Below are 24,553 nucleotides of genomic sequence, written 5' to 3'. Positions count from 1 at the left end.
CATGAGCCTGGGATTTACCCCTGAGGTACAGCTGTATGGCGCCAATGCCGCGCGGCTCAACGAACGCCTGATCGACTGGGAATACACCGATGCCGCGGGTATCGAATCCGACCAGCTCAAGCTGACACTGGATATCGAAGGCCTGTCGGGGCTGCCCAGCCTCGGTGCAAGGGTGGGGCTGCGCATCGGCTACCGAGAGTCCGGGCTGGTCGACAAGGGTGAGTTCATCGTCACCCGGCGTACACCGATGCTGTTCCCCCTGCGTCTGACCCTGCTGGCTACCGCGGCACCGTTCAAGGTGAACGATGAAACCGGCTTCAGGGCCCGCCGCAGCGTCAGCCATGGCCCGACCACCCTGGGTGCGCTGTTTCGGCAACTGACCTCCCGGCATGGCTTTTCGCCGAGGGTGGCGCCGGAGCTGGATGCCATCCGCATCACTCACCTGGACCAGTCCAATGAGACCGACATGGGCTTTCTCACGCGGATTGCCCGTCGCTTCGATGCGGTCACCAAACCGGTCAACGAGCTGTACGTGCTGGCCCGGCGTGGCCAGGTCAAGTCGCTGTCCGGCAAGCAGTTGGAAGACGTGCGCCTGTCGGTGACTCGCGACAATCGTCCGGGCGATCCGGCCTTTGTCGCCGCCACCCTGGACGACAGCAGCCGTGGCAAGTACCAGGGCTGCCAGACCACCTGGTGGGACGCGGCAGCCGGGCGCGAACGTGTGGTCGAGACCGGTGTGAAACCCTTCAAGAAACTTCGCCAGCGCTACCCCTCCGAGGACGAGGCGCGAGCTGCCGGTGAAGGCGAGGTGCGGCGCATGGAGCGCGAAGCCCTGAAGCTGCGTATCGACTGCCCGGGAAATCCGGCGTTGGCGGCCGAAGGCCTGATCCTGCTGGACAGCAGTTGGCCGGATTTCATGCAGGGGCGTTGGTCCATCGACAAGGTGACGGCCAGCGGCAACCGCGCCAACAGTTACCGCTGCAGCATTTGCGCCAGTTGCCTGGACCGCTAGCGAGTTCGGCTCCCGCCGCCCGATAGTCGGACTGGGCCCTGCATCATGCGCCCGGCCTGTGCCGGGTCTTTCCAGACGAATTGGAAACTCCCCATGAACATTACCCCGATCATCACGCAACTGCGTGCTGAATGCCCCAGCCTTGCCCAGCACATTTCCACCGGCCTCGACCTGGACCTGCTGCAAGGCGATACCACGCTGCCGACCCCGTCGGCCTTCATCACCCTTCGTTGCGACCTGGCCGCCGAGAACACCGCACAGAACGTTTCCCGGCAGACCCTTCGCGACCGCCTGGAACTGACCCTGGTGCTCGACGCCAGCAATGGCCAGGCGCCTTTCGATCGACTCCACGCCCTGCGCGCCGAACTGTGGCGCGCGCTGGTGGGGTTCAAACCCGACACCTTCTACACGCCCCTCCAATACGGCGGCGGCCGGTTGGTGTCGATCAACGCCACTCGCTTGCTTTATCGCCTGCGTTTCTTCGCCGAGTTCCAACTGGGGCGCAACCACGCCACCGACCCGGCGGAAACCTGGCATGAGCGTGAACTGGACGGCTTGCCGTCCTTTACCGGGGTGACGGTACGGGTCGATGCCATCGACCCCGCCGACCCCAATCTGCAACGCCCAGGCCCCGACGGGCGCCTGGAGCTGGCCTTTTCAGGGAACGTAAAACCATGACTCAACGCATCACCGTAGTACCGGCCGCCGGCCGTGCCGTACCGGACCCGGAGGCGGGCGACCTGCTGCCGGCCGCCGGTCGCGAAGTGGCCGACAGCGCCTGGTGGCGCCGCCGCCAGGCCGATGGCGATATCACCCTTTCCGCCGTGCAAGCGGCACAACCACAGGAAGCCCAGTAATGGCTATCGGATTCAGCAACATCCCCGCGGACCTGCGTGTTCCGCTGTTCTATGCCGAAATGGACAACTCGGCGGCCAATAGCGCGTCGTCGACCCTGCGTCGACTGATCGTCGCCCAGGTCAACGACAACGCCACCAGCCCGGAAATCGGCAGCCTGGTACTGGTCTCCAGCGTCGCCCTGGCAAAAAGCATCGGCGGTCAAGGCTCGATGCTCGCCGCCATGTACGACACCTGGCGCAAGGCCGACCCGGTCGGCGAGATCTGGTGCCTGCCAGTGCGCAACACCACCGGCGCGATCGCCAAGGCTGACCTGAAACTCACCGGCTCCGCCACCGAAAGCGGCGTGCTCAACCTGTATGTCGGCGGTGTCCGCGTGCAGGCCGCGGTGGTCAGCGGCCAGACCGCCGCCCAGGTCGCCACCACCCTGGCGCTGCAGGTGAATGCCGCCGCCGACCTGCCGGTCAGCGCCGTGGCCACTGATGGCACCGTCACCCTGAGCTGCAAGTGGACCGGTGACAGCGGCAATGACATCAGCCTGCAGTTCAATCGCCTGGGCAAGAGCAACGGCGAGGAAACCCCGGCCGGCCTGACCATCGTCAGCGCGAAGATGGCCGGTGGTGCCGGCGTGCCGGACCAGGTCGCGGCCCTCGCGGCCCTGGGCGACGAGCCGTTCGAGTTCATCTGCCAGCCCTGGTCCGACGTTGCCTCGCTGAACGCCTGGCAGGCGGCGATGGATGACAGCGTCGGTCGCTGGTCGTGGTCCAAGCAGCTGTTCGGCCATGTCTACACCGCCAAGCGTGGCACCGTCGGCACCCTGGTCGCCGCCGGCCAGGCGCGCAACGACCAGCACGTCACCGTGCTGGCGATGGAACAGGGCGTACCGCAACCGGTGTGGGTCCAGGCCGCTGCGCTGGCTGCACGGACCTCGGTGTTCATCTCGGCCGACGCCAGCCGTCCGACCCAGAGCGGCAGCCTGCCGGGTATCGATCCGGCCGCGGCCAGCGAGCGCTTCACCCTGACCGAGCGCCAGTCGCTGCTCAGCTACGGCATTGCCACCGCCTACTACGAAGGCGGCTACGTGCGCATCCAGCGGGCGATCACCACCTACCAGAAGAATGCCTACGGTCAGGCGGACAACTCCTACCTGGACAGCGAGACCATGCACCAGTCGGCCTACATCGTGCGCCGCCTGCAAAGCGTGATCACCAGCAAGTACGGCCGCCACAAGCTGGCTGCCGATGGCACCCGCTTCGGCGCCGGCCAGCCGATCGTCACCCCGAGCACCATTCGCGGTGAACTGATCGCCCAGTACGCCAAGCTCGAACTGGAAGGCCATGTGGAAAACGCCGAGCTGTTCGCCGAGCACCTGATCGTCGAGCGCGACAGCCAGGACCCGAGCCGGGTCAACGTGCTGTTCCCGCCTGACTACGTCAACGGCCTGCGCGTGTTCGCGCTGCTCAACCAGTTCCGCCTGCAGTACGACGCGGCGGCCTGACTGGAATGTAAAAAAGATTGCTGCAACGGGCCTGTTCGACATGAGCAAAACAGGTCTTTTCAGCTTTACCCGTAACGTTGATTCGATAGGTCAAAAAATGAATGTACTGAAGAAATATCTGCGTCAATCCCTGCTGTCCGCCCTCATCCTGGGGGCGGCGAACTCCGCTTGCGCTGCCAACCTGCTGGTCAACGGCAGTTTCGAGTCGCCAGGTTGCGCGGTCAGTTGCGTGCTGGACACGCCTGAAAAAGCCAACTTCATCACCGGATGGACAACCTTTCTGTCCGGCGCCGAGTATTTCAACATGGCGGCCTCGATTCCGTACGGCGTCGCTGCCGATGGTGCGGTGATCGTCGACCTGGCCAACTACATCTACCAGAACGGCGGCGGCATCCAGCAGAACTTCGCGACGGTCGTGGGTGCCAAGTACCGGCTGAAGTTCAGCGCGGGCAACGTCATCTATGGTGGCCGCTCGGGTAATGGTGTGATTCAGGTCAAGGTGGCCGGGCAAACCGTCAACTTCAATACGCCGGTCGCCACTTCGTCGACCGTGGTATGGGATGTCATCACCTACGACTTCACTGCGACGACGCCGCAAACCACGCTGGCGTTTTCCAATGAACAGAACCCCTACAGCCATTACGCCTTCATCGATAACGTGAGTGTCGAAAGCATTCCGTAATGCCTGCCTCGATTTTCACTCGTCAATTCCAGCCCGCCATTGAGCGGGCTTATTTTTTGGAGATACATCATGGGTCAACTGATTGCGGGCACCTGCTACGTCAAAGTGGACGGCGCTCAACTGACCATCAACGGCGGCTGCGAAGCCCCGCTGATGGCCGTCAAGCGGGAAACGGTGGTACCGGGTTTCTACAAGGAAACCGACATCGCTCCCTCCTTCAAGGTCACCGCGCTGCACACCGCGGACTTTCCGCTCAAGCAACTGATCGCCGGTTCCGACATGACCGTCACCTGCGAGTTCAGCAACGGCAAGGTCTATGTCCTGGCCGGTGCCTACCTGGTCGAGGAGCCGGTCATCAAGGGTGATGACGCCGCCATCGAACTGAAATTCGAAGGCATCAAGGGGACCTGGCAATGAGCGAGCCGATGAAGCTGCAGGTGCCCATCGAAGCCCACGGTGCGACCCTCGACGAACTCACCCTGCGCCGTCCGACGGTGCAGGAGGTGCGGGCGATCAAGGCGCTGCCTTACAAGATCGACAAGAGCGAAGAGGTCAGCCTCGACATGGATGTCGCGGCCAAGTACATCGCGGTCTGCGCCGGTATCCCGCCGTCGTCGGTCAACCAGTTGGACCTGTCCGACCTCAACACCTTGAGCTGGGCGGTGGCCGGTTTTTTCATGAGTGCGGCATCGCAGCCATCGGCGAACTGATTGCGGTCGCCTATGACCTGGCCTGGTTCTGGAAGGTTGACCCCGAACAGATGATGGCAAGGCCCTTGGATGTGCTCCGGGAGTCCCTGGAGCACGCGCAACGGATCAATGCGATGCAGCAGGTGGAGTGATGGCTACGACAATCAACAACACCCAGCAAAATGTGCTGCGGGTGCTGAATACCCAGACCCTCGTCAACATGGCTGTGGTCATCAACGGTGTCCAGAAAATGGAGACCGAAATGGCCAAGGTCACCACGAAGGTCGAGACATTCAAGAAACGCCTGGAGGACAGCGGCCTGGGCACGCTGGACATTTCCGCCGTATTCAAGGGCGGAGGGCTAGCAGCCCCCTTTGTGGCTGGTGTTCAGGCCGCCATTGAGGAAGAAAACAAACTGACCACGGCGCGCAAGCAGGCCGAGAGCACTGGGGCCAAGGAGCGCGCGCTGGGGAATACCGCACAGAATCTGGCGAACTTGGATGACGCCCTCGGCAGTGTTTCCGTCAAGTTCGGTCAGGCGTTGTTGCCAGCGGTCAATGCGGTGGTCACCGCGCTGGTGCCGTTGGTCAACCGGGTTGCCGAGTTCGTGGCGGCGAACCCGAACCTTGTCCAGGGACTGGCTGCAGGAGCCCTGGCGTTTACGGCCCTACGGGGCGCGGTGACGGGCGTAATGGCGGCAATGGAGTTGGCCAAGGTCGCCATGCTGGCCTCGCCGATTGGCCTGGTTGCCTTGGGCATTGCTGCGGCGGCTGCACTGATCGTTGCTTACTGGGAGCCGATTTCAGGCTTTTTCGGTCGACTGTGGGAGGGCATCAAGAGTGCTGCTGCGACCGTCATGTCGGTACTGCCCACGGTGCTCGCCTGGTCGCCGATGCCGCTGCTTACTGCAGGATGGGGAGCGATCAGCGATTTTTTCACCGGGCTCTGGGATTCGCTCAAGGGCCCGGCAACCACTGTGGTCGACTTTTTCGAGACGCTGTTTTCCTGGAGCCCGCTGGGCATCGTCATCGCCAACTGGGAGCCGCTGACGGCGCTGTTCGATTCGATCTGGCGATTACTCAAGGCGTTGGCGGTTCCGGTGACGGATTTTCTGAAGACGCTGTTCGACTGGTCGCCGCTGGGCATGGTCGTCAACAACTGGGGACCGATCAGTGGATTTTTCGATGGCCTCTGGACAGCGCTCGTGGCGGCCGTCGCTCCGGTGCCGGGTGTTCTGAAGACACTATTCGACTGGTCTCCCATAGGCCTGATCATCGCCAACTGGCAACCGCTCACTGAGGCGTTTGCGGCCTTGTGGAATGTGCTGCGTAGTCTGGCGGAACCGGTGGTCGCATTTCTCCAAGGGATGTTCGAGTGGTCGCCACTGGGGCTGATCATCAAGAACTGGGAGCCGATCGTTGGCTGGTTCGGTGAGTTGTGGAACCGCCTGCAGAATTTTATCGCGCCAATACGGGAGCTGTTCAGTGGCGGCTTTGGTGGCTTTATCGCCCAGGTCACCGGTGAAGTCGACAGCCTGGCGCAGCAGCAGGAGGTGCGCAACGCCCAGGCCCGTTCCGGTCTGATTCAGAGTTCAGGTTCCCTCATTCAGCAAGCCGCCACCAATAACCGTACTCAACTCGAAGGCGGCCTGACCGTGCGTTTCGAAAACGCACCGCAGGGCCTGCGCGTCGACCAACCCCAGACCAACCAGCCGGGCCTGAATCTGACGCCTGCCGTCGGCTACCGCTCGCTTTCCTTCGGAGGTGCCTATGGCGACTAACTGGCGTGATCGCCTGTTGCCGGCGTCGTTTCGCGGCGTGCCGTTCTGGGTCGACCAGGCGAAAACCCCGGTCGGCCAGAAAGGCCAGTTGCATGAATATCCCCAGCGCGACCAGCCGTTTTTCGAACGGCTTGGTCAGCAGGCGAAAATCCATGACCTGACCGCCTTCATCGTCGGTGCCGATTGCCTGGAGCAGCGTGACAACCTGCTCAAGGCATTGGAGGAGGGCAGCGGCGAGCTGGTCCATCCATGGCTGGGACGGATGCAGGTCAAGGTTGGCGAATGTGACATGACCCAGACCCGCCAGGATGGTGGACTGGTGACCTTCAACCTGAAGTTCTACCCGGACGAGCCGTTGCAGTTTCCCAAGCCGGTGGTCGACACCCAGGAGCAACTGCAGGTGGCGTCGAGCAGGTTGCTCGACGCCTCGGTGGGCCGTTTCGACGAGGCGATGAAGCTGGTCAACCAGGCCCGGGTCGGCGTAGAGAACCTGCGCAAGGGCATCACCCAGGCGTACCAGGTGATCGAACAGCAGTTGCAGCCGCTGATCGAGACCTACGCGAATGTCTACGCGCTGGTCCGTACGGTCAAGGAGTTTCCTCACCAGGTCAGCGCGGCGGTCAAGGGCGTACTCGGCGAGGTCAAGGCCGAGTTCAACGGCCTGGTCGGCGAGGTCCGTGGGCTGGTCGGTGAAGTCCGTGGATTGAAGGACTTCGCCGTCCAGGGTTATCACGGGATGCTGGCCGACCTGTCGAAACAGGTCGAGGACGCCAAGTCCCTCGACGCTTCGCAACTGGCGATCGGCAAGGACACCGCCGCGGCCTCGCAGGCCACGGTGAACCTGATCCAGGATGCCTTGCTGGTGCAGATCGCCCAGTTGGTGTCGGTGATACCCGCGGCGACCCAGGCGGTGAAACTGGCCGTCACCCCGTCGCTGGCGCAACAGGCCCAGCAACCGGTGCAACGCGCCGACGTGCCGGTGGTCGATGACGTGCTGGCGCTGCGTGACAGCCTCAACGAGGCGATCTGGCAAGCGGCACTCAAGGCCGATTCGGTGCATTACCAGGCGCTCAACAGCGTGCGCCAGGCGCTGGTGCAGCATCTCAACGCGGTGGCCTCCAACGGTGTGCGACTGATTGATCTGGTGCCCAAGAGCAACCTGCCGGCGCTGGTGGTGGCCTACAGGAACTTCGGCGACGCCACGCGGGTCGGGGAAGTGGTGCAGCGCAACCGCATTGCCCACCCCGGTTTCATCCCGCCGGCGCCCCTGCAGATCTCCCGGGAGTAAGCCATGAACGACATCGACAACGCCGTCGTCCTGCTGGTCGACGGCCTGAGCTACGAGGGCTGGAAGGCCATCGAAATCAGTGCCGATCTCGAGCGCCAGTTCCGCACCTTCAAGCTGGGCATCACCTGGCAATGGCCGGGGCAGACCCTGGCTGTGCCGATCAAGGCCGGGGCCCGCTGCCAGGTGCTGATCGGCTGCGACCTGGTGCTCACCGGGCATGTCTACCAGGCGCCCATCAGCTATGACGGCAAGCAGATCAGCCTGACCATCGAGGGCAGTTCGCTGACCCGCGACCTGGTGGACTGCGCGGCCATCAACCAGCCGAGCCAATGGCGTCAGCAGGGCCTGCTGACGATCGTCGAGGCGCTCGCCAAACCCTACAAGGTCAACGTGCGCAGCGAGATCCCGGAGACCACCCGGCTGCAGACCCACAGCATCGTGCCGGGGGAAACGGTGTTCAAGTCCATCGACCGCCTGCTGACCCTGTATCGGGTGTTCTCCACCGATGACGCGAGCGGCAACCTGGTGCTGGCCAAGCCTGGCAGTGCCGGGCGCGCCAGCGATGTGCTGGAACTGGGCAGAAACATTCTCTCGGCCAGTACCGCGAGGGATTTCAGCGCGGTGTTCTCCGAGTACCGGGTGATCGGCCAGCACAAGGGCAGCGACCAGAAGAGCGGCAGTGCGGTGAGTGAAGTCAGCGGCGTGTCCAGCGAGAGCAATCCGCAGCGCAGGCGCGTCACGGTGATCAGCGAAAGCGTCCAGCTCACCCCGGAGCTGGCCCAGCAACGGGCCGACTGGGAACGGGCCACCCGTGCCGGCAAGGCCCTGGCCACCACCTACACCGTGCAGGGCTGGCGACAGTCCAACGGTGACCTGTGGCGGCACAACCTGCTGGTGCGGGTAAAGGACCCGGTGCTCGACGTCGACCAGGACATGCTGATCTCCAAGATCACCTACTCGCTGTCCGGGCAGGGCTCGCTCACCACCCTGGAAGTGGCACCGCCGGAAGTCTTCGAGGCGACGCCGACGAAGGCCCGGAGCCAGGCCAGGTAACCCCCCTCTTCGCGGCACCTCTTTCGCGGATAAATCCTGCTCCCACAGTGTTCCGGCATTCACATCCCTTGTGACAACCGCTGAACCTTGTGGGAGCCGGATTTATCCGCGAAAGGTGCCCCTCTGACACACCGCTCGCCCAAGGAACCCCTCATGAGCCTACTGACCCGCCTGCTGGCGCGCGGCACCGTCGTGCTCGCCAACTCGGCCAACAAACTGCAATCGCTGCAAATGCGCCTGACCGCCGGTGAAGTGAACGACGACATGGAACACTTCGAACCCTACGGTTTCACCAGCAACCCGCTGGCTGGCGCCGAAGGCATCGCCACTTTCCTCGGCGGCGACCGTTCCCATGGCATCGTGCTGGTGGTCGCCGACCGCCGCTACCGCCTGCAGAACCTCGCCCCCGGCGAAATCGCCCTCTACACCGACGAAGGCGACCGGATCCACTTCAAGCGCGGCCGGATCATCGATATCGAGACCGGCACCCTGAACATCCGCGCCAGTACCGCCATTCACCTCGACAGCCCGACCCTGACCCAGACCGGCAGGATCGTCTCCCAGGGCGACCAGGTCGCCGGCGGCATCAGCCAGATGCAGCATGTGCACGGTGGCATCCAGCCAGGCAACGGCCAGACCGGCGTACCGGCGGGAGGTGCGTGATGTTCGTGTCCAACGACCTCAAGGCGGCGCTGACCCGCTCGGTGCTGATCAGCCTGTTCACTTGGCGCCGGGCCAACAGCGACGACCCGATCGACGACGATGAGCGCTACGGCTGGTGGGGCGACAGTTTCCCCATGGTCGCCAACGACCGCATCGGCTCGCGGTTGTGGCTGCTGCGGCGGGTCAAGCTGACCGCGCAGACCCGGCTCGATGCCGAGTTCTATGCCCGTGAAGCCTTGCAATGGCTGATCGACGACGGCCATTGCAGCGCCATCGAGATTCAAACCGAACGGCTCGACGCCCAGCGGCTGAACCTGCGCACGGTTCTGACCCTGGCCAACGGCGAGCGCCTGGATATCAACCCGAACCACAGTTGGCAGGTGACTTATGCCGTTTGAAACCCCTTCGCTGCCGGTGCTGATCAACCGCACCCAAAGCGACCTGGCCAGCGATGCGCTGCGCCAGTCCGATGCCCAGGTCCTGGCCCGCACCCTCAGCGGCGCGGCCTTCGGCCTGTATGGATACCTCGACTGGATTGCCGCGCAGATCCTGCCCGACACCGCCGATGAATCCACCCTGGAGCGCATTGCCGCGCTTCGTCTGCACCAACCGCGCAAGGCCGCCCAGGCGGCCACCGGCAGCGTGAGTTTTACCGCTGCCGCCGGTGCCGTGCTGGACGTCGACACCCTGCTGCAGAGCAACGACGGCCGCAGCTACAAGGTGACCCAGGGAGGCACCACCCGCGCCGGTAGCAATACCGCGCAGATCCAGGCGCTGGATGCCGGCAGCCTGGGCAATGCCGACGCCGGCCTGGCGCTGTTTCCGGTCCAGCCGGTGCAGGGCATCGGCAACACCTTCACCGTGCTCGCCCCCGGGCTGAGCGGCGGGGTGGCGGCGGAAAGCCTCGAGTCGCTGCGCTCGCGGGTGATTCGTTCCTATCGGATCATTCCCCATGGCGGGGCGGCCTCCGACTACGAGACCTGGGCGCTGGAGTGTCCGGGGATCACCCGGGCCTGGTGTCGCGGCAACTACCTCGGGCCGGGCACCGTCGGCCTGTTCGTCATGCGTGACGACGACCCGGTACCGATTCCCGATGCCACGCAACTGGCGGTGGTCCAGGCCTACATCGAGCCGCTGCGGCCGGTGACCGCCGAGTTGCATGTGCTGGCGCCGGTGCAGGTGCCGGTGACCTACACCCTGCGCCTGGTGCCGGATACCAGCGCGACCCGTGCCGCGGTGGAAGCGCAGTTGCGCGACCTGCACAAGCGTGAGGGCGGTCTCGGCGAGACCCTGTTGCTGACCCATATCGCCGAATCCATCAGCAGCGCCACGGGCGAGAACGACCACTTGCTGGTCAGCCCGTCCGCCGATGTGCCAGCAGCCACCAACCAGTTGCTGACCTTCGGAGGCTGCGTATGGCTGGAATAAGAACTGCCGCGCAATACCAGGAGCAACTGCGCAGCCTGCTGCCGGCCGGTCCCGCCTGGGACCCGGAGCTGGTGCCGGAGATCCAGCAGGTGCTGCTGGGCATCGCCCAGGAACTGGCCCGGGTCGATGCCCGGGCGGTGGACCTGCTCAACGAAGTGGACCCGGTGACCGTCAGCGAACTGGTGCCGGACTGGGAGCGGGTAATGAACCTGCCCGACCCGTGCCTGGGCCCCAAGCCGCTGTTCGACGACCGCCGCCTGGCGGTACGTCGGCGCCTGCTGGCGGTGGGCGACCAGAGCATCGGCTACTTCCTGGATATCGCCCGCAGCCAGGGCTACCCCAACGCCACCATCACCGAACAGCAGACCCCGCGCATGGGCCGCGCCCGCTTCGGCCGGGCGCGGTTCGGCACCTGGCAGGCGCAGTTCATGTGGACGCTCAACACCGGCGGCCGCCTGCTCATGGGCCGTCGCTTCGGCGCCAGCTATTGGGGCGAGCGCTTCGGCGCCAACCCGGGCAGCGCCCTGGAATGCCTGATTCACCGCACAGCGCCGGCGCACACGCTGGTGCACATCAATTACGACTGAAGAGGACGGATACGTGGATTATCCAAAAAGCACGCCCAGCGTTGGGTTGGTCAATGGCAGGTTTGTCGATGAGAACCCGGTCAATGGTTCGCCTGGGTCGCTGATTCCGGCGGTGTGGGGCAATGCGGTGACCGAGGAATTGCTCAATGTGGTCCAGGCCGGTGGGCTGGAGCCTGCGGAGGCGGAGCATGACCAACTGCTGAAAGCGATCCGGACCATCATCCAGAGCTCGCTGCCGCCGGAGCAGATTCGCACGACGTTGGCGGCGTACGGGATTACCGATGCCTATACCAAGACGGAGGTCGAGGCGCTGTTCAAAAACGCCACCGCGTTGCCGGTCGGGGCGATGATGGCGTTTCCCAAGGGCGTGGTGCCGAATGGGTTCCTCGAGGTCGATGGTAGTGTGCAGAGCATTGCTACTTATCCGGACCTGGCGGCGTATCTGGGGACGACGTTCAACAAGGGGGATGAAGGGGCGGGGAATTTCCGGTTGCCGGAGTCGCGCGGGGAGTTTCTGCGTGGGTGGGATCATGGGCGGGGGGTGGATGCTGGGCGTGGCCTTGGCACATACCAGCTTGACGCCTTTCAGGGCCATTATCACGACATCACCAGCAGTCCGGCTGGCGGCGATGCTGCGTCGGGGACAGCGGTAAACACGCTTCAGGGTAGTGACGGCGTTGTCATGCCTGGCGAGAAAGTCACCTCTCCTAAAACTGACGGTGTAAACGGTTCGCCGCGGACGTCTTCAGAAACTCGGCCGCGCAACCTGTCGGTGATGTGGTGCATCAAGGCCTGGAATGCACCAGTTAACCAAGGTCAGATCGATGTGGGAGCCCTGGTCGACGAAGTGCAGAAGTTGAAAGCTTCGGTGCCTATCGGTTCCATGTTGTCATTCCCCAGAGGTGTGGTGCCTCCAGGTTACCTGGAGGCCGATGGCAGCTTGCAGAGCAGTGCGTCCTATCCGGACCTGGCGGCGTATCTGGGGAGCACGTTCAACAGGGGCGATGAGCCTACTGGCTATTTCCGCTTGCCGGAGTCGCGTGGGGAGTTTCTGCGGGGTTGGGATCACGGACGAGGTGTGGACTCTGGCCGAACCATAGGATCCTGGCAGAACTTTGACATTCAGTCGCACGACCATGCGCAGAATGGCGTTAATAACCTTCCTAGTAATCAGGGGACCGGAGGGCTTAACGCCTTTGGCAGAGGTGTGGTGGGGGTTGCAACAGAAAAAACCGGGGGGGTAGAAACGCGCCCGCGGAACATTGCTGTCATGTGGTGCATCAAGGCCTGGAATTCTCCGGTCAATCAGGGAAATATCGATGTGGCGGCATTGTCCGCTCAAGTCCAGAGTGTGCAGAAGATAGCTGTTACGGGCACCCATAAAGGACTGAGTCTCTCTGCGTCTGGACTGAGTTCCTTGGTAAGTATTGCCGCAGACCAATTAGTGGTGAGCAACGATGCTGCGTCCAAGACATTGAGTGCTGTGACGTTGAGTATTAACACTGCCGTAGTGGGGACCAACGGCCTGGATAGCGGCGCTTTGGCTGCCTCCACCTGGTACAGCGTCTGGGTTATCTGGAATGGCACCACAACTTCGGGACTTGTTTCCCTGAGTGCCACAAACCCGGCGCTGCCCTCCGGCTACACACACAAGGCACTGGTTGGTTGGATCTTCACTGACGCGACTGCCAACAAATATCCCCTCGGATTTATCCAGAAGGGACGAAAATCCAAATGGGTCGTCAGCTCGGGCTCCAATCTTTCTGCCTTGCGTATTCCTGTATCTGGAGTTGCCGGTACATGGAGCGCAACGGCCCCTGTCTGGGCTGCCGTGTCCCTCACCAACTTTGTTCCGCCCACGGCGATATCCGTCTCCCTATCTGCAATTGCCAGTTATAACGGCGGTGCCCAATCGAATGTCTATGTAGCTCCAAGTTCGAGTTATCTGGGCTCCAGAAGCAATTGCGTCCCGCCGTTGTCGACGACATTGGCGGGAGGAACGGGATCTGCCCCAGATGTCATTTCAGGTGAAATATTTCTTGAAAGCATGAATATCTACGTGGTCTCACAAACTGCTGCTGGCGCAGTAGCGGTACTGGGTTGGGAGAATAATCTATGAGTGGTTACGCCGTAAGAGTTGATGGGCAAGGTTGGCGCGCAGTCGACAATCCGAACGAGGTAATGGCCGATGAGCGATATACAACTGATACGCCTTCCGCGCCTGTCCCGCTGCCACTTGTTCTAGAGGAGGTACTCAAACTCACGAAGGTAAAGCGAGACCAACTGCTCTCCTTTGCCGCCAACCAGATGGGGCCGCTACAGGATGCTGTGGACTTGGAAGAGGCAACGGCAGATGAGGCGCGACTTCTCAAGGAATGGAAACAGTATCGTATTGCCCTAAGCCGTTTGGAGCAGCAAATGGGGTTTCCAACTGACGTTGTCTGGCCGATATCGCCGGAGTGATCGTGTCCACATTCGTGTGAATGTTTGGCCGGAAAATCTGTTGTTCTTTACTTGAGGTTATAAATATGTGGGTAAAGATTTTCAGGGTGGATATACCCGGAATAACGCACCTTTTTATCAAGCAGGGGGTGTATATCAATGATAGCTAGAGGAAATGTAAATGGATTATCCGAAAAGTGTGCCCGGTGTCGGGCTGTCGAATGGCAAATTTGTAGACGATAACCCGATTACCGGCGCTCCCGGTTCGCTGATTCCGGCGAGTTGGGGGAACCTGGTTACCGACGAGTTGCTGAGTATTGTCCAGGCCGGTGGGCTTGAACCGTCCGAAGCGGCTCACGACCAGTTGCTGACCGCCATCCGGACGATCATTCAAAGCTCGCTGCCGCCGGAGAAGGTTCGTACGACGCTGGCCGAATATGGTATTACCAATGCCTATACCAAGGATGAGGTCGAGGCGCTGGTAAGGAAGGCGTCGTCGCTCCCTGTTGGCTCCATGGTGCCGTTTCCGAAAGGTACCGTGCCGCCAGGTTTTCTGGAGGCCGACCACAGTGTGCAGAGTGTTGCGACCTACCCGGATCTTTACGCCTACCTGGGAACGACGTTCAACGATGGCACGGAAGCGGCAGGGTACTTTCGGTTGCCGGAGTCACGTGGCGAGTTTCTGCGTGGTTGGGACCATGGGCGCGGAGTGGATGCTGGTCGAGGAGTCGGAACCTGGCAAGACAGTCAGAACAAGGCGCACACGCATACGGCGCAGGGTACTGCATATGCTTATGGATTTCTCGCTGCTGGTCCTGGACGCGATTTTCAAAGTGGGGCTATTACTACGTCGTCATCGGGTGGCGATGAAGCTCGCCCACGTAATTTGGCGGTCATGTGGTGCATCAAGGCCTGGAATGCCCCGATCAATCAAGCGAACATCGATATTTCGGCACTAGCGCAACTAGTGGCTTCTGCGACTGAGGGGCGGCCAGGAACAGCGAAGGTTGCAACTCAGGAGCAGGTTGTCGCCGGCGTGGACAACGAGTCGTTCGTGACCTCGAAAAAACTCCGGTTTGGCTTCGCGATGAGTCTTGCGCCGAGTGGTTTCGTGGCTTTTCCATCCTGGTTGGGTGGTTTGGTCATTCAATGGGGCACGACCAACTCCACGAGTGTGACGTTTCCCTTGCAGTTTCCGGCGAACCTTCACTACCTGTCACTGGTCGCTGCCAACTACGACAGCACTGCGGCAGTTGCGGGCCAATATCAATCATACCGATCTTCTTCGACGACCGGGTTTACAGCCTCAGCGGTTCTGGCTGCCCCTGGCTCGTTGAAATGGCTCGCTATCGGAAACTGAATCAAGGAGTAACTATGATCTACGCGAAATGGATTGAGGCTGACGCGCGATTTGCTTTCTCGCTCGTTGACAACGGTGGACAGCAGATCACGGAGGGCATGCGAGATGCCCTGCTTTCCGATGAGTCTGCCGGCAAGGTGATCGTGCCTGATGCAAATGGACTGCCTATTGCCACGGCCCCAAGCCTGACGGCAGAGCAATCTGCCGCCCTGGAGCGGGGATGGCGGGATGGTGCTCTGTCGGCTGTCATGGGGATTCGTGATCGGCACCGTGATCAAAAGGAAATCGACGTGACCACCACGCTTTCAGACGAACAGTTCAATGAACTGCTGGTGTACATGCAGGCGCTGCGCGATTGGCCCCAGTCGGCCGATTTCCCGGCGTCCGGTGACCGCCCTGCTGCACCTGAATGGCTCGCCTCATTGAACTGGCAGGCCTAGCTGCAGGCAGCGACTGCGCTTACCGTTTGGGCAAAACCCAGACTTCATCCACCGCCATCGAGCGGTTTTTTTGGGCCCGGAGAAAGCCATGCCCGTTACCGAGCAGCAACTGCTGCAAATCCTGCCCAACGCCGGCCCCAAAGCCGGCGTTTTCGTACCCGTTCTCAACACCGCCATGTCTCGGCACGGCATCACCACCCCCAAGCGCATCGCCGCCTTCCTGGCCCAGATTGGTCATGAATCCGCGCAACTGCGCTACGTGCGTGAGCTGGGCAGTGACCAGTACCTGAGCAAGTACGACACGGGCGCCCTGGCCCTGCGCCTGGGCAACACGCCGGACGCCGACGGCGATGGCCAGCGCTATCGCGGTCGCGGGCTGATCCAGATCACCGGTCGCAGCAACTATCGTCAATGCAGCCTCGCGCTGTTCGGCGACGAGCGTCTGCTGCAACAGCCGGAGCTGCTGGAGCAGCCGCAATGGGCCGCCGAGTCGGCGGCCTGGTTCTGGGAGCAGCAAGGGTTGAACGGGCTGGCCGACGCCGACCAGTTCAACAGCATCACCCGCAGGATCAACGGCGGCCTCAACGGCCTCGATGACCGCCTGCAACTCTGGGCACGGGCGAGGGCGGTGCTATGCGCCTCCTCGACCTGATCCCGGCGCCTTACCGTCTGTTCGCTGTCGTCGTGCTGCTGGCCCTCGTGGCCGGTGGTTCGGCGACACTGGCCTGGCGGATTCAAGGCTTGCGTTACGGCCTGCAACTGGAGCATCAGGCCCGGTTGCAGGCCAATGCGCTGCAACAGATTTCCCTGGCTGCGGCGACGCAACAGCGTGCCGAGCAGGACAAGCGCCTGGCCCTGGAGCAGCAGCTCCAGGCCAGCGACCAGACCCATTCCAAGGAGTTGAACGATGTGCAACAGGATCAGGCTCGCCTGCGTGATCGCCTGGCTACTGCCGATCTGCGGCTGTCAGTCCTCCTCGACCGCAGCGACCCCGCCAGCGGCTGTGCGCTGCCTGCCACCACCGCCACCGGCGGCGTGGTTCATGCAGCCCCACGCGCCCGACTTGACCCGGCGCATGCTCAACGAATTATCGCCATCACCGACGACGGTGACCGCGCCCTGATCGCCTTGCAGGCCTGCCAGGCGTATGCCGGGAAGGTTTCGCGCTGACATTCGGATGCAAAGTGCGTCTTGAAAGCCCGATTGGCTCGTGTAGGGTGTTTATTTCGCGGCGCCGGCGACAGGTTTTTGCGGGCGATTGCCGGTTTGTGGGTAAGGCTTGCGGCCGCTTTCGCGGGCAAGCCCGGCTCCTACAAGAGCTGGGTTGTACGCAGCATGGGGGTTCGACGCGAATCCTGTAGGAGCCGGGCTTGCCCGCGAAAAGGCCAGATGAGCCTCTCTCGAATCAGGAGAGGATGCGGTTTATCTTTGGACAGGAGAGCAACGTGGACGACATCACCCGGCTTGCCGCCGAACTCGGCAAGCGCCTGCAGACCCTCAAGGCCCAGGTCACCACCGCCGAGTCCTGCACCGGCGGCGGCATCGCCGAGGCGATCACGCGGATTCCCGGCAGTTCGGCCTGGTTCGAGGCCGGCTACGTGACCTACTCCAACCAGCAGAAGACCCGTCAGTTGCAGGTGCCCGAGGCATTGTTCGGCCAGGTCGGCGCGGTCAGCCGCGAGGTGGTCGAGGCCATGGTCCGTGGCGCCCGGGCCCACAGTGGGGCGCGTTTCGCCGTGGCGGTCAGCGGCGTCGCCGGGCCGGATGGCGGTTCCGCCGAAAAACCGGTGGGCACCGTCTGGCTGGCCTGGGGCGTCGGCGATGAACTGACCACCGAGCGCCGCCAGTTCCCCGGCGACCGTGACGCGGTGCGTCGGCAGACGGTGCAGGCCGCCCTGGAAGGGCTGTTGCGACGGGCGGAAGCAGAAATCGCAAATCAGGGGTAGGCGAGTCGCCAAGGCTGTGGAATAATACTGTCTACTTATACAGGTGTTGGCCGTCACAGGCCTTATTGATTACGTGAGGACTTTAATGGACGACAACAAGAAGAAAGCCTTGGCTGCGGCCTTGGGTCAGATCGAACGTCAATTCGGCAAGGGTGCCGTGATGCGTATGGGCGATCATGAGCGCCAGGCTATTCCTTCGATCTCCACCGGTTCCCTGGGCCTGGACATCGCCCTGGGTATCGGCGGCCTGCCGAAAGGCCGGATCATCGAGATCTACGGTCCGGAATCCTCGGGTAAGACCACCCTGACGCTTTCCGTTATCGCCCAGGCCCAGAAAGCCGGCGCCACCTGCGCCTTCGTCGACGCCGAACACGCCCTGGATCCGGAATACGCCGGCAAGCTGGGTGTGAACGTCGACGACCTGCTGGTTTCCCAGCCGGACACCGGCGAACAGGCCCTGGAAATCACCGACATGCTGGTGCGCTCCAACGCGGTTGACGTGATCATCGTCGACTCCGTGGCGGCCCTGGTACCCAAGGCCGAGATCGAAGGCGAGATGGGTGACATGCACGTGGGCCTGCAGGCTCGCCTGATGTCCCAGGCGCTGCGCAAGATCACCGGCAACATCAAGAACGCCAACTGCCTGGTCATCTTCATCAACCAGATCCGCATGAAGATCGGTGTGATGTTCGGTAGCCCGGAAACCACCACCGGTGGTAACGCGCTGAAGTTCTACGCTTCGGTTCGCCTGGACATCCGCCGTACCGGCGCGGTGAAGGAAGGCGACGAAGTGGTGGGCAGCGAAACCCGCGTGAAAGTCGTGAAGAACAAGGTGGCTTCGCCGTTCCGTCAGGCCGAGTTCCAGATCCTGTACGGCAAGGGCATCTACCTCAATGGCGAGATGATCGACCTGGGCGTGCTGAACGGCTTCGTCGAGAAGTCCGGTGCCTGGTACAGCTACAACGGCAGCAAGATCGGTCAGGGCAAGGCCAACGCGGCCAAGTTCCTGGCAGAGAACCCGGACGTCGCTGCGGCGCTGGAGAAGCAACTGCGTGACAAGCTGCTGAACACCAATGCTCCTGCGGACTTCAAAGGCAGTGCCACTGCCGACGAAACCGAAGACGATCTGGCTGACGCCGATATCTGAGTGAGCCGATGAGCGCCGTGCTGGATACCCCGGTCGCCGTACGGCGTGCTGCAATGGACCTGCTCGCGCGCCGCGAGCACGGTCGAGTCGAGCTGACGCGCAAGTTGCGTCAGCGCGGCGCCCCGCCTGAAATGATCGACAGCGAACTTGACCGCCTGACGGAAGAGGGGCTGCTGTCCGAATCCCGTTACCTCGAAAGCTTCGTTTCCTACCGTGCCCGTTCCGGCTATGGACCCCTGCGTATTCGCGACGAGTTGAGCCAGCGTGGCCTGCAGCGTTCCGATATCGAGCTGGCCCTGCGTGAAAGCGGCCTCGACTGGCAGGCACAGTTGGAAGAAACCTGGCGGCGCAAGTTCGCCGGGCGCCTGCCGGCTGATGCCCGCGAGCGTGCCCAACAGGGTCGCTTCCTCAGTTACCGGGGTTATTCCATGGACATGATCGGCCGCCTGTTGAGCGGCCGAGGGCTGGATGACTGATCAGGTCGCCTTGATCGGTTCCCGTACGCGCGGCTGCGCGGTCACCGCCGGCTTGCTCCAGTTTTCCGGCAGGTTGATGAAGTCCACCAGTTCCCGCAAGCGTCCCTGATCCCGTGCCGTAAAGTGAAACGCCAGCCGTGACAGATGGCTGAATTGTGCTTCGTCGTGTTCCTGGCCCGCATAGCCGTGCTGATGGAAACCCCCACTGACACACAGGTCGGCGAACAATTCGTCGAGTCGGGCCAGGGCCTGCTCGTTGAGCGGATGATTCATGCGGATCACGAACTGGTTCTTCAGCCAGCGGCTGGAGTGGAAGTTGCTGTAGAACTGGTTGATTTCCGCCACCGCCTCGTCGGCGCTGTACACCAGGCGGGCCAGCTTCAGGTCGTTGGGCAGGATGTAGCGGTTGGCTTCCAGTTGGTTGCGGATGAAGTCAATGGCGCTCTGCCAGAAGGTTCCGCCGGGTGCATCCAGCAATACCACCGGTACCAGCGGGCTCTTGCCGGTCTGGATCAGCGTCAGCACCTCCAGGGCTTCGTCGAGAGTACCGAAACCGCCCGGGCACAGCACCAGCGCGTTGGCTTCCTTGACGAAGAACAGCTTGCGGGTGAAGAAGAAGTGGAAGGACAGCAGGTTGACGGTACCGTCGACGGTCGGGTTGGCATGCTGTTCGAAGGGCAGGGTGATATTGAAGCCGAGGCTGTGCTCCAGGCCGGCTCCGGCGTGGGCAGCGGCCATGATGCCACCGCCGGCACCGGTGATGACCATCAGGTCGGACTTGGCCAGGGCGGCACCCAGCTCACGGGCCTGGGCATACAGCGGATGTTCGATGGGCGTGCGGGCGGAGCCGAACACGGTGACCTTGCGGCGGCCCTTGAACTGGTCGAGCACGCGGAAGGCGTTCTCCAGTTCGCGCAGGGCCTGCAGGACGATCTTGGCGTTCCAGCGGTTGCGGTCGTCCTGGGCCATGCGCAGGACGGTCAGCATCATGTCGCGATAGAGCGGAAGGTTGGGGCTGTCGGGGGCAATCTGTTGGAGTTGTTCTTCGACCTGTTTCGTCAGGTCGACACCGTTGTTCTGGAAATGACGGGACAGCAAGTCATTCGGTTCGTAGGGCATGTAATGTCTCCTTCTGCACGGAACCTCTGGCGCGGCCGAAATCGTCACCGGCGCCGCGACACTGCATGTGTCGCTGTACATCCAGTCTGATGCCTGCGCATGACAACTGGCGAATTGATCATGGGCCCAGCAGGCCTTGTCGGCAACCGCTTGTTGTTTCATTGCGGATGATTTGTGCCGCTCGTCAGAAACCCTGCCTCGGGGGCCCGGCTCTGATTTACTTAATCTCGGGTCGAGCGGAAACGTCGCATCGGGGTTGGCCGGTTCAGGTGCGGCGCACGGAGGCGGGTAATGGAGAGAGTGACACTGGAAGTCGATACCGAGTTGTATCAGCTGTTAAGAATGGCCGCGCAGGCCAATCACCTCAGCCTCGAGGAGGAATGCCTGCGGCGCCTGGAGGGCGCTGACCGGCGTTCGCGTTACCTGCAGGCCCTGGTGGCGGAACTGCGCGCCGATGATGAACAGCGGCGCCAGGCCCGGCAGTAATTACTTCTTCTTCGCCGGTGGTTCTTTCGGGCAGTCGCTCTCCACGAAGCGGACCGAGGCGACGGGGCGATTGCTCTTATTCTCGGTGAATTCGTAGCGCATGATCGCGCCCTGGGCCATCAGCTTGCGGTAGTTGACGTTGCGGCAGACGCTCGCACCCATTTGCAGGTAGACCACCTTGGGGTTGTCACGCATGCTCTGGGCGTAGTCGGACTGCACGCTCAGGTGGTCGATCAGTTGATTGTCTTCGACCGTGTAGGCAACTTCCAGGATGTGCTCGTTGATCTCGCGAGGCAGGGTTTCGTTGCTCTTCTGCGCGACGTCCTTGAGCATCTTGTTCAGTTCGAAATCCTTCAGCGATGCCGCCTGGACACTGAAAGGCAACGCCAGCAAAAGGGCGATGGACGGTACGGTAAGGCGCAGCATGCAACTCTCCTGGTTCGGTAACTGGTGCTTCGACCCATTGTCGGGCTGTGCGTTCAGTGGTCGCGAAGTATAGAGGGCCGTTGTCGGACCTACTAGCTCGCTGCTGAAGGAAAATGCCGAGATCAAGCCGCGCAAACCCGTTGGCGGCCTCTGTTAGACTGCGCGGACTTTTCACCGCTGTGAGCCGTACTCCTCGTGTCCAATCCTTCCTGCCGCCAGCGTGGCCCCCTATGAGCCACGCTGTTTCCCGTCTGCGCGCCGAGCGCCTGGCCCGCGCGAAAGCGCCATTCACTGCCCGCGGCTCGCGAGCCGAGCGTTGTGAACGGTGTCGTGTGATCCCGCAATACTGCCTGTGTGGCTGGCTTGCGCGGGTACCGGCACGCTCGGCGATCTGCCTGCTGATGCATGACGTGGAACCGATGAAACCGAGCAATACTGGCTGGCTGATCGCCGACGTGCTGGCTGATACCACCGCCTTCAGTTGGTCGCGTACCGAAGTCGACCCGCAATTGCTGGCGCTGCTGGACGATCCGCAATGGCAGCCGTTCATTGTGTTTCCCGGCGAATTCGTCGCCCCGCAGCGGGTGGTGACCGAGGTACAGCCGGTGGAGGGCAAACGGCCGCTGTTCATCCTGCTGGATGCGACCTGGACCGAGGCACGCAAGATGTTTCGCAAGAGCCCGTACCTGGAGCGTTTCCCGGTGCTGAGTCTGGAATCGGAACAACTGTCACGCTACAAGCTGCGCCGCTCCAAGCGTGACGATCACTTCTGCACGGCGGAGGTCGGCGCCCTGTGCCTGGAACTGGCCGGCGATACCCGCGCTGGCGAGGCGGTGAGCGCCTTGCTGGAGGTCTTCACCACCCATTACCTGGGCGCCAAGTTCCAACTGCCGATCGATTTCGACGACGAAGCCCACCGGCGACTCAGGCCTTTTCTCCCGGCGCCGTAGCCGTTGCCTGCGGCCACAGTTGGGCGACCAGCATGCCGGCCAGCATCAGGGCGCAGCCGATATAGCCGCGCAGGTGCAGCGACTCGTTGAGCAGCCAGGCCCCGGCGATGGCGGCGAATACCGCCTCCAGCGAGAAAATGATGGCGGCATGGGAAGCGATCGCGTCCTTCTGGGCGATGACCTGCAGGGTGTAGCCGATGGCGACCGCGACGACGCCACCATAAAGAATCGCCGGGCCGGCCGCGACGATGGCCGGCCAGTGGATCGGCTCCAGGCACAGGGCCAGCACCAGGCTGGCCACGGCGCAGGTGGCGAACTGCAGGAAGGCCAGGCGGATCACGTCGTGGCGCCTGGCGAACACCCCCACCAGAATCACGTGCCCGCCCCAGACGAAGGCGCCGATCAGTTGCAGCCAGTCTCCCGGCGACACCTGGAACTGCTCGCCGACGCTCAGCAGGAACATGCCGACCACTGCGAGCAGCGCTCCCAGCCAGGTACCGATACCGGTCTTGTGGCCGATGAACAGTCCCAGCAGCGGCACTACAATCACATAGAGGCCGGTGATGAAACCGGCGTTGGTCACGGTGGTGAACAGCAGGCCGACCTGCTGCAGGTTGATGCCCAGTGCCAGGGCCAGGCCCATGAGCATGCCGCCGAGCAACAGGCCGCGGGTGAGAAACGGCTCGGGCCGGATCTGCTGGGGAGGGCGGCGCAAAACCAGCGGCAGCAGGCACAGCGAGCCGAGGGCGAAACGCAGGCCGGAATAGAGGAAGGGGCCGACATGTTCCATGCCCGAGGTTTGCGCGACGAAGCCGGAGCCCCAGATCATGGCGGTCAACAGCATCAGGATATCGGCACGCAGGGCTTGGCTTCGCATAAGGGCACTCTTGTCAGATAGCCGGTGACTTTGCCGTAAAGCATCGAACTTGACCACCCCGCCCGTGCTGGGCATGCTTGGCGCCGATTCGGGTGCGGCAGAATGTTCGAACGCCGGTTCCTCCGGGCCCCAGGCGTATCACGTGCCCTTTGACGCATGGCCTTCTCAGGCCGTCGCTTCGAGATGCCTCGGCGTGTATCGACCCGATCGATGCCGCCTAGAAAACAGGATCATTTGAAAAATGACCACATACGAAATCCTGATCGCCGATGACCATCCTCTCTTTCGCAGTGCACTGCGCCAGGCCTTGACCCTCGGGCTCGGCCCCGAGGTGCGGCTGGTGGAGGTGGCGAGCATCGCCGAGCTGGAAACCCGCCTGACCGAGAAAGCCGACTGGGACCTGGTCCTGCTGGACCTGAACATGCCCGGCGCCTATGGCTTCTCCGGCCTGGTACTGCTGCGTGGCCAATACCCGCAGATTCCGGTGGTGATGGTTTCGGCCCAGGAGGAAGCCGCGGTGGTAGTGCGTTCCCGCGAGTTCGGTGCCAGCGGTTTCATCCCCAAGTCCAGTTCCCTGGAGGTGATTCAGCAGGCCGTGCGCAATGTGCTTGACGGCGAAGTCTGGTGGCCGCCCCAGGCGTTCGAGGCGGTCAGCGTTTCCGATGAGGCCAAGGCCGCCAGTGCCGGCCTGTCGAGCCTGACCCCCCAGCAGTTCCGGGTGTTGACCATGGTTTGCGAAGGCCTGCTGAATAAACAGATCGCCTATGAGCTGAGTGTGTCCGAGGCGACCATCAAGGCCCATGTGACGGCAATCTTCCGCAAGCTGGGGGTGCGTACCCGAACCCAGGCGGCGTTGCTCCTGCAACAACTTGAGTCAATTTCGAGCCAGTAAAAACGCCTGTTATTCACGCTTTTTTGACTTTGGTTGAACTAGCTTTCCCACACCATTTTGCTCAGTTGCCTACCTATGTCGTCGCCTTTTAAAGGTCAAACCGGTTTAAAACGTATCCTCAACGCGTCGGGATATTCCCTGGATGGCCTGCGTGCCGCCTTCACCGGGGAGGCGGCGTTCCGCCAACTGGTGTTGTTGAACGTGATCCTGATCCCGGTGGCGTTCTTCCTCAACGTCAGCCGGGTCGAGCGTGCTTTGCTGATTGCCGTGTGCCTGCTGGCGCTGATCGTCGAGTTGCTCAACTCGGCGGTGGAGGCGGCCATCGACCGCATTTCCCTCGACCGCCATCCCTTGTCGAAAAACGCCAAGGACATGGGCAGCGCCGCGCAGTTCGTGGCCCTGAGCATGATCGCCCTGGTCTGGGCGGTGATCCTGCTCTAGGCTATGTACGAAATCG

General features: G+C 62.5%; 30 protein-coding genes. 27 read left to right on the top strand and 3 right to left on the bottom strand.

From position 1 onward, the window contains the following. Position 1: 1 nt before the first annotated feature. The 23 genes from PF66_RS02280 (at position 2) to recX (ending at position 19,346) form a co-directional block, all read left to right on the top strand. A complete protein-coding gene (locus PF66_RS02280; RefSeq protein WP_054061794.1) occupies positions 2-1,012 on the top strand; it encodes a phage tail protein in 1,011 nt (336 codons plus the stop codon). A gap of 93 nt (positions 1,013-1,105) precedes the next feature. Further along, on the top strand, positions 1,106-1,690 hold the full coding sequence (locus tag PF66_RS02275) for a phage tail terminator protein (protein WP_054061793.1): 585 nt from the start codon (positions 1,106-1,108) through the stop codon (positions 1,688-1,690). Next, complete coding sequence (locus PF66_RS02270) at positions 1,687-1,869, top strand: DUF2635 domain-containing protein (protein ID WP_054056811.1); 183 nt, start codon at positions 1,687-1,689, stop codon at positions 1,867-1,869. The genes PF66_RS02275 and PF66_RS02270 overlap by 4 nt, the downstream gene beginning before the upstream one ends. Next, a complete protein-coding gene (locus tag PF66_RS02265; protein WP_054061792.1) occupies positions 1,869-3,365 on the top strand; it encodes a phage tail sheath subtilisin-like domain-containing protein in 1,497 nt (498 codons plus the stop codon). Before PF66_RS02270 ends, PF66_RS02265 begins: the two co-directional genes overlap by 1 nt. Positions 3,366-3,462: 97 nt before the next feature. Then, the gene (locus tag PF66_RS02260; protein ID WP_054061791.1) at positions 3,463-4,047 is read left to right on the top strand and encodes a DUF642 domain-containing protein; all 585 of its coding nucleotides are present in this window, start codon (positions 3,463-3,465) and stop codon (positions 4,045-4,047) included. Between the two features lie 69 nt (positions 4,048-4,116). After that, positions 4,117-4,464 (top strand): phage tail tube protein, encoded by a 348-nt coding sequence (locus tag PF66_RS02255; protein ID WP_010451233.1) that lies wholly within the window; start codon positions 4,117-4,119, stop codon positions 4,462-4,464. Further along, complete coding sequence (locus PF66_RS02250; RefSeq protein ID WP_026007905.1) at positions 4,461-4,757, top strand: phage tail assembly protein; 297 nt, start codon at positions 4,461-4,463, stop codon at positions 4,755-4,757. Before PF66_RS02255 ends, PF66_RS02250 begins: the two co-directional genes overlap by 4 nt. Positions 4,758-4,887: 130 nt before the next feature. Continuing rightward, entirely contained in the window at positions 4,888-6,516 is a 1,629-nt protein-coding gene (locus tag PF66_RS02245; protein WP_081009778.1) for a phage tail protein, read from the top strand. Continuing rightward, positions 6,506-7,804, top strand: a complete 1,299-nt coding sequence (locus tag PF66_RS02240; protein ID WP_054061790.1) for a DNA circularization protein — start codon at positions 6,506-6,508, stop codon at positions 7,802-7,804. The genes PF66_RS02245 and PF66_RS02240 overlap by 11 nt, the downstream gene beginning before the upstream one ends. Before the next feature lie 3 nt (positions 7,805-7,807). After that, positions 7,808-8,857 (top strand): phage baseplate assembly protein, encoded by a 1,050-nt coding sequence (locus tag PF66_RS02235; protein WP_054061789.1) that lies wholly within the window; start codon positions 7,808-7,810, stop codon positions 8,855-8,857. Between the two features lie 153 nt (positions 8,858-9,010). Beyond that, positions 9,011-9,520: a phage baseplate assembly protein V gene (locus PF66_RS02230; RefSeq protein WP_054061788.1), complete on the top strand. Its 510-nt coding sequence runs from the start codon at positions 9,011-9,013 to the stop codon at positions 9,518-9,520. Beyond that, on the top strand, positions 9,520-9,918 hold the full coding sequence (locus PF66_RS02225) for a phage GP46 family protein (RefSeq protein ID WP_054061787.1): 399 nt from the start codon (positions 9,520-9,522) through the stop codon (positions 9,916-9,918). Before PF66_RS02230 ends, PF66_RS02225 begins: the two co-directional genes overlap by 1 nt. Beyond that, positions 9,908-10,948, top strand: coding sequence for a baseplate J/gp47 family protein (locus PF66_RS02220; protein WP_054056816.1), 1,041 nt, complete (start codon positions 9,908-9,910; stop codon positions 10,946-10,948). The genes PF66_RS02225 and PF66_RS02220 overlap by 11 nt, the downstream gene beginning before the upstream one ends. Beyond that, positions 10,936-11,535 carry a YmfQ family protein gene (locus tag PF66_RS02215; protein WP_054056817.1) on the top strand — a complete coding sequence of 200 codons (600 nt, stop codon included), beginning with the start codon at positions 10,936-10,938 and terminating at the stop codon, positions 11,533-11,535. The genes PF66_RS02220 and PF66_RS02215 overlap by 13 nt, the downstream gene beginning before the upstream one ends. A gap of 13 nt (positions 11,536-11,548) precedes the next feature. Continuing rightward, positions 11,549-13,654, top strand: a complete 2,106-nt coding sequence (locus PF66_RS31760; protein WP_081009777.1) for a phage tail protein — start codon at positions 11,549-11,551, stop codon at positions 13,652-13,654. Further along, positions 13,651-13,998 carry a tail fiber assembly protein gene (locus tag PF66_RS02205; RefSeq protein WP_054061786.1) on the top strand — a complete coding sequence of 116 codons (348 nt, stop codon included), beginning with the start codon at positions 13,651-13,653 and terminating at the stop codon, positions 13,996-13,998. Before PF66_RS31760 ends, PF66_RS02205 begins: the two co-directional genes overlap by 4 nt. Positions 13,999-14,158: 160 nt before the next feature. Continuing rightward, on the top strand, positions 14,159-15,337 hold the full coding sequence (locus PF66_RS02200) for a phage tail protein (RefSeq protein ID WP_241494277.1): 1,179 nt from the start codon (positions 14,159-14,161) through the stop codon (positions 15,335-15,337). Between the two features lie 14 nt (positions 15,338-15,351). After that, the gene (locus PF66_RS32575) at positions 15,352-15,777 is read left to right on the top strand and encodes a phage tail assembly chaperone (protein WP_241494276.1); all 426 of its coding nucleotides are present in this window, start codon (positions 15,352-15,354) and stop codon (positions 15,775-15,777) included. A gap of 88 nt (positions 15,778-15,865) precedes the next feature. Beyond that, entirely contained in the window at positions 15,866-16,429 is a 564-nt protein-coding gene (locus PF66_RS02190; RefSeq protein ID WP_054061785.1) for a glycoside hydrolase family 19 protein, read from the top strand. Then, a complete protein-coding gene (locus tag PF66_RS02185) occupies positions 16,411-16,947 on the top strand; it encodes a lysis system i-spanin subunit Rz (protein WP_054061784.1) in 537 nt (178 codons plus the stop codon). Before PF66_RS02190 ends, PF66_RS02185 begins: the two co-directional genes overlap by 19 nt. Positions 16,948-17,192: 245 nt before the next feature. Beyond that, positions 17,193-17,723: a CinA family protein gene (locus tag PF66_RS02180; protein WP_162491330.1), complete on the top strand. Its 531-nt coding sequence runs from the start codon at positions 17,193-17,195 to the stop codon at positions 17,721-17,723. Between the two features lie 85 nt (positions 17,724-17,808). Then, positions 17,809-18,870, top strand: coding sequence for a recombinase RecA (gene recA, locus PF66_RS02175; protein ID WP_054060989.1), 1,062 nt, complete (start codon positions 17,809-17,811; stop codon positions 18,868-18,870). A gap of 8 nt (positions 18,871-18,878) precedes the next feature. Then, positions 18,879-19,346 carry a recombination regulator RecX gene (gene recX, locus PF66_RS02170; protein WP_054060990.1) on the top strand — a complete coding sequence of 156 codons (468 nt, stop codon included), beginning with the start codon at positions 18,879-18,881 and terminating at the stop codon, positions 19,344-19,346. Here recX and PF66_RS02165 read toward each other — a convergent pair whose 3' ends face one another. Continuing rightward, positions 19,347-20,465, bottom strand: coding sequence for an LOG family protein (locus PF66_RS02165; protein ID WP_054061783.1), 1,119 nt, complete (start codon positions 20,463-20,465; stop codon positions 19,347-19,349). It lies immediately after the preceding gene. A gap of 291 nt (positions 20,466-20,756) precedes the next feature. On the opposite strand from PF66_RS02165, the gene PF66_RS02160 reads away from it, so the two are divergent. Further along, positions 20,757-20,951, top strand: a complete 195-nt coding sequence (locus tag PF66_RS02160; protein ID WP_054060992.1) for a hypothetical protein — start codon at positions 20,757-20,759, stop codon at positions 20,949-20,951. Here the strand turns inward: PF66_RS02160 and PF66_RS02155 are convergent, their stop codons facing one another. Further along, positions 20,952-21,377, bottom strand: coding sequence for a PA3611 family quorum-sensing-regulated virulence factor (locus PF66_RS02155; RefSeq protein WP_054060993.1), 426 nt, complete (start codon positions 21,375-21,377; stop codon positions 20,952-20,954). Between the two features lie 230 nt (positions 21,378-21,607). Here PF66_RS02155 and PF66_RS02150 point away from each other — a divergent pair, with 230 nt between their 5' ends. Continuing rightward, a complete protein-coding gene (locus PF66_RS02150; protein WP_054061782.1) occupies positions 21,608-22,327 on the top strand; it encodes a tRNA-uridine aminocarboxypropyltransferase in 720 nt (239 codons plus the stop codon). Here the strand turns inward: PF66_RS02150 and PF66_RS02145 are convergent. Beyond that, positions 22,302-23,204, bottom strand: coding sequence for a DMT family transporter (locus tag PF66_RS02145; protein ID WP_054060995.1), 903 nt, complete (start codon positions 23,202-23,204; stop codon positions 22,302-22,304). The two genes, PF66_RS02150 and PF66_RS02145, sit on opposite strands and share 26 nt — an antisense overlap. 241 nt (positions 23,205-23,445) lie before the next feature. Between PF66_RS02145 and erdR the strand changes: the two genes are divergently transcribed. Next, positions 23,446-24,096, top strand: coding sequence for a response regulator transcription factor ErdR (gene erdR, locus PF66_RS02140; protein WP_054060996.1), 651 nt, complete (start codon positions 23,446-23,448; stop codon positions 24,094-24,096). A gap of 75 nt (positions 24,097-24,171) precedes the next feature. Further along, positions 24,172-24,537: a diacylglycerol kinase gene (locus PF66_RS02135; protein ID WP_054060997.1), complete on the top strand. Its 366-nt coding sequence runs from the start codon at positions 24,172-24,174 to the stop codon at positions 24,535-24,537. Positions 24,538-24,553: the final 16 nt, after the last annotated feature.

This window comes from Pseudomonas asplenii (assembly GCF_001293465.1).
In the GTDB taxonomy this organism is placed as follows: Bacteria; Pseudomonadota; Gammaproteobacteria; order Pseudomonadales; family Pseudomonadaceae; genus Aquipseudomonas; species Aquipseudomonas fuscovaginae_B.
The sequence above is the reverse complement of the archived record's forward strand: the minus strand, read 5'-3'. Positions and strand labels throughout refer to the sequence as shown.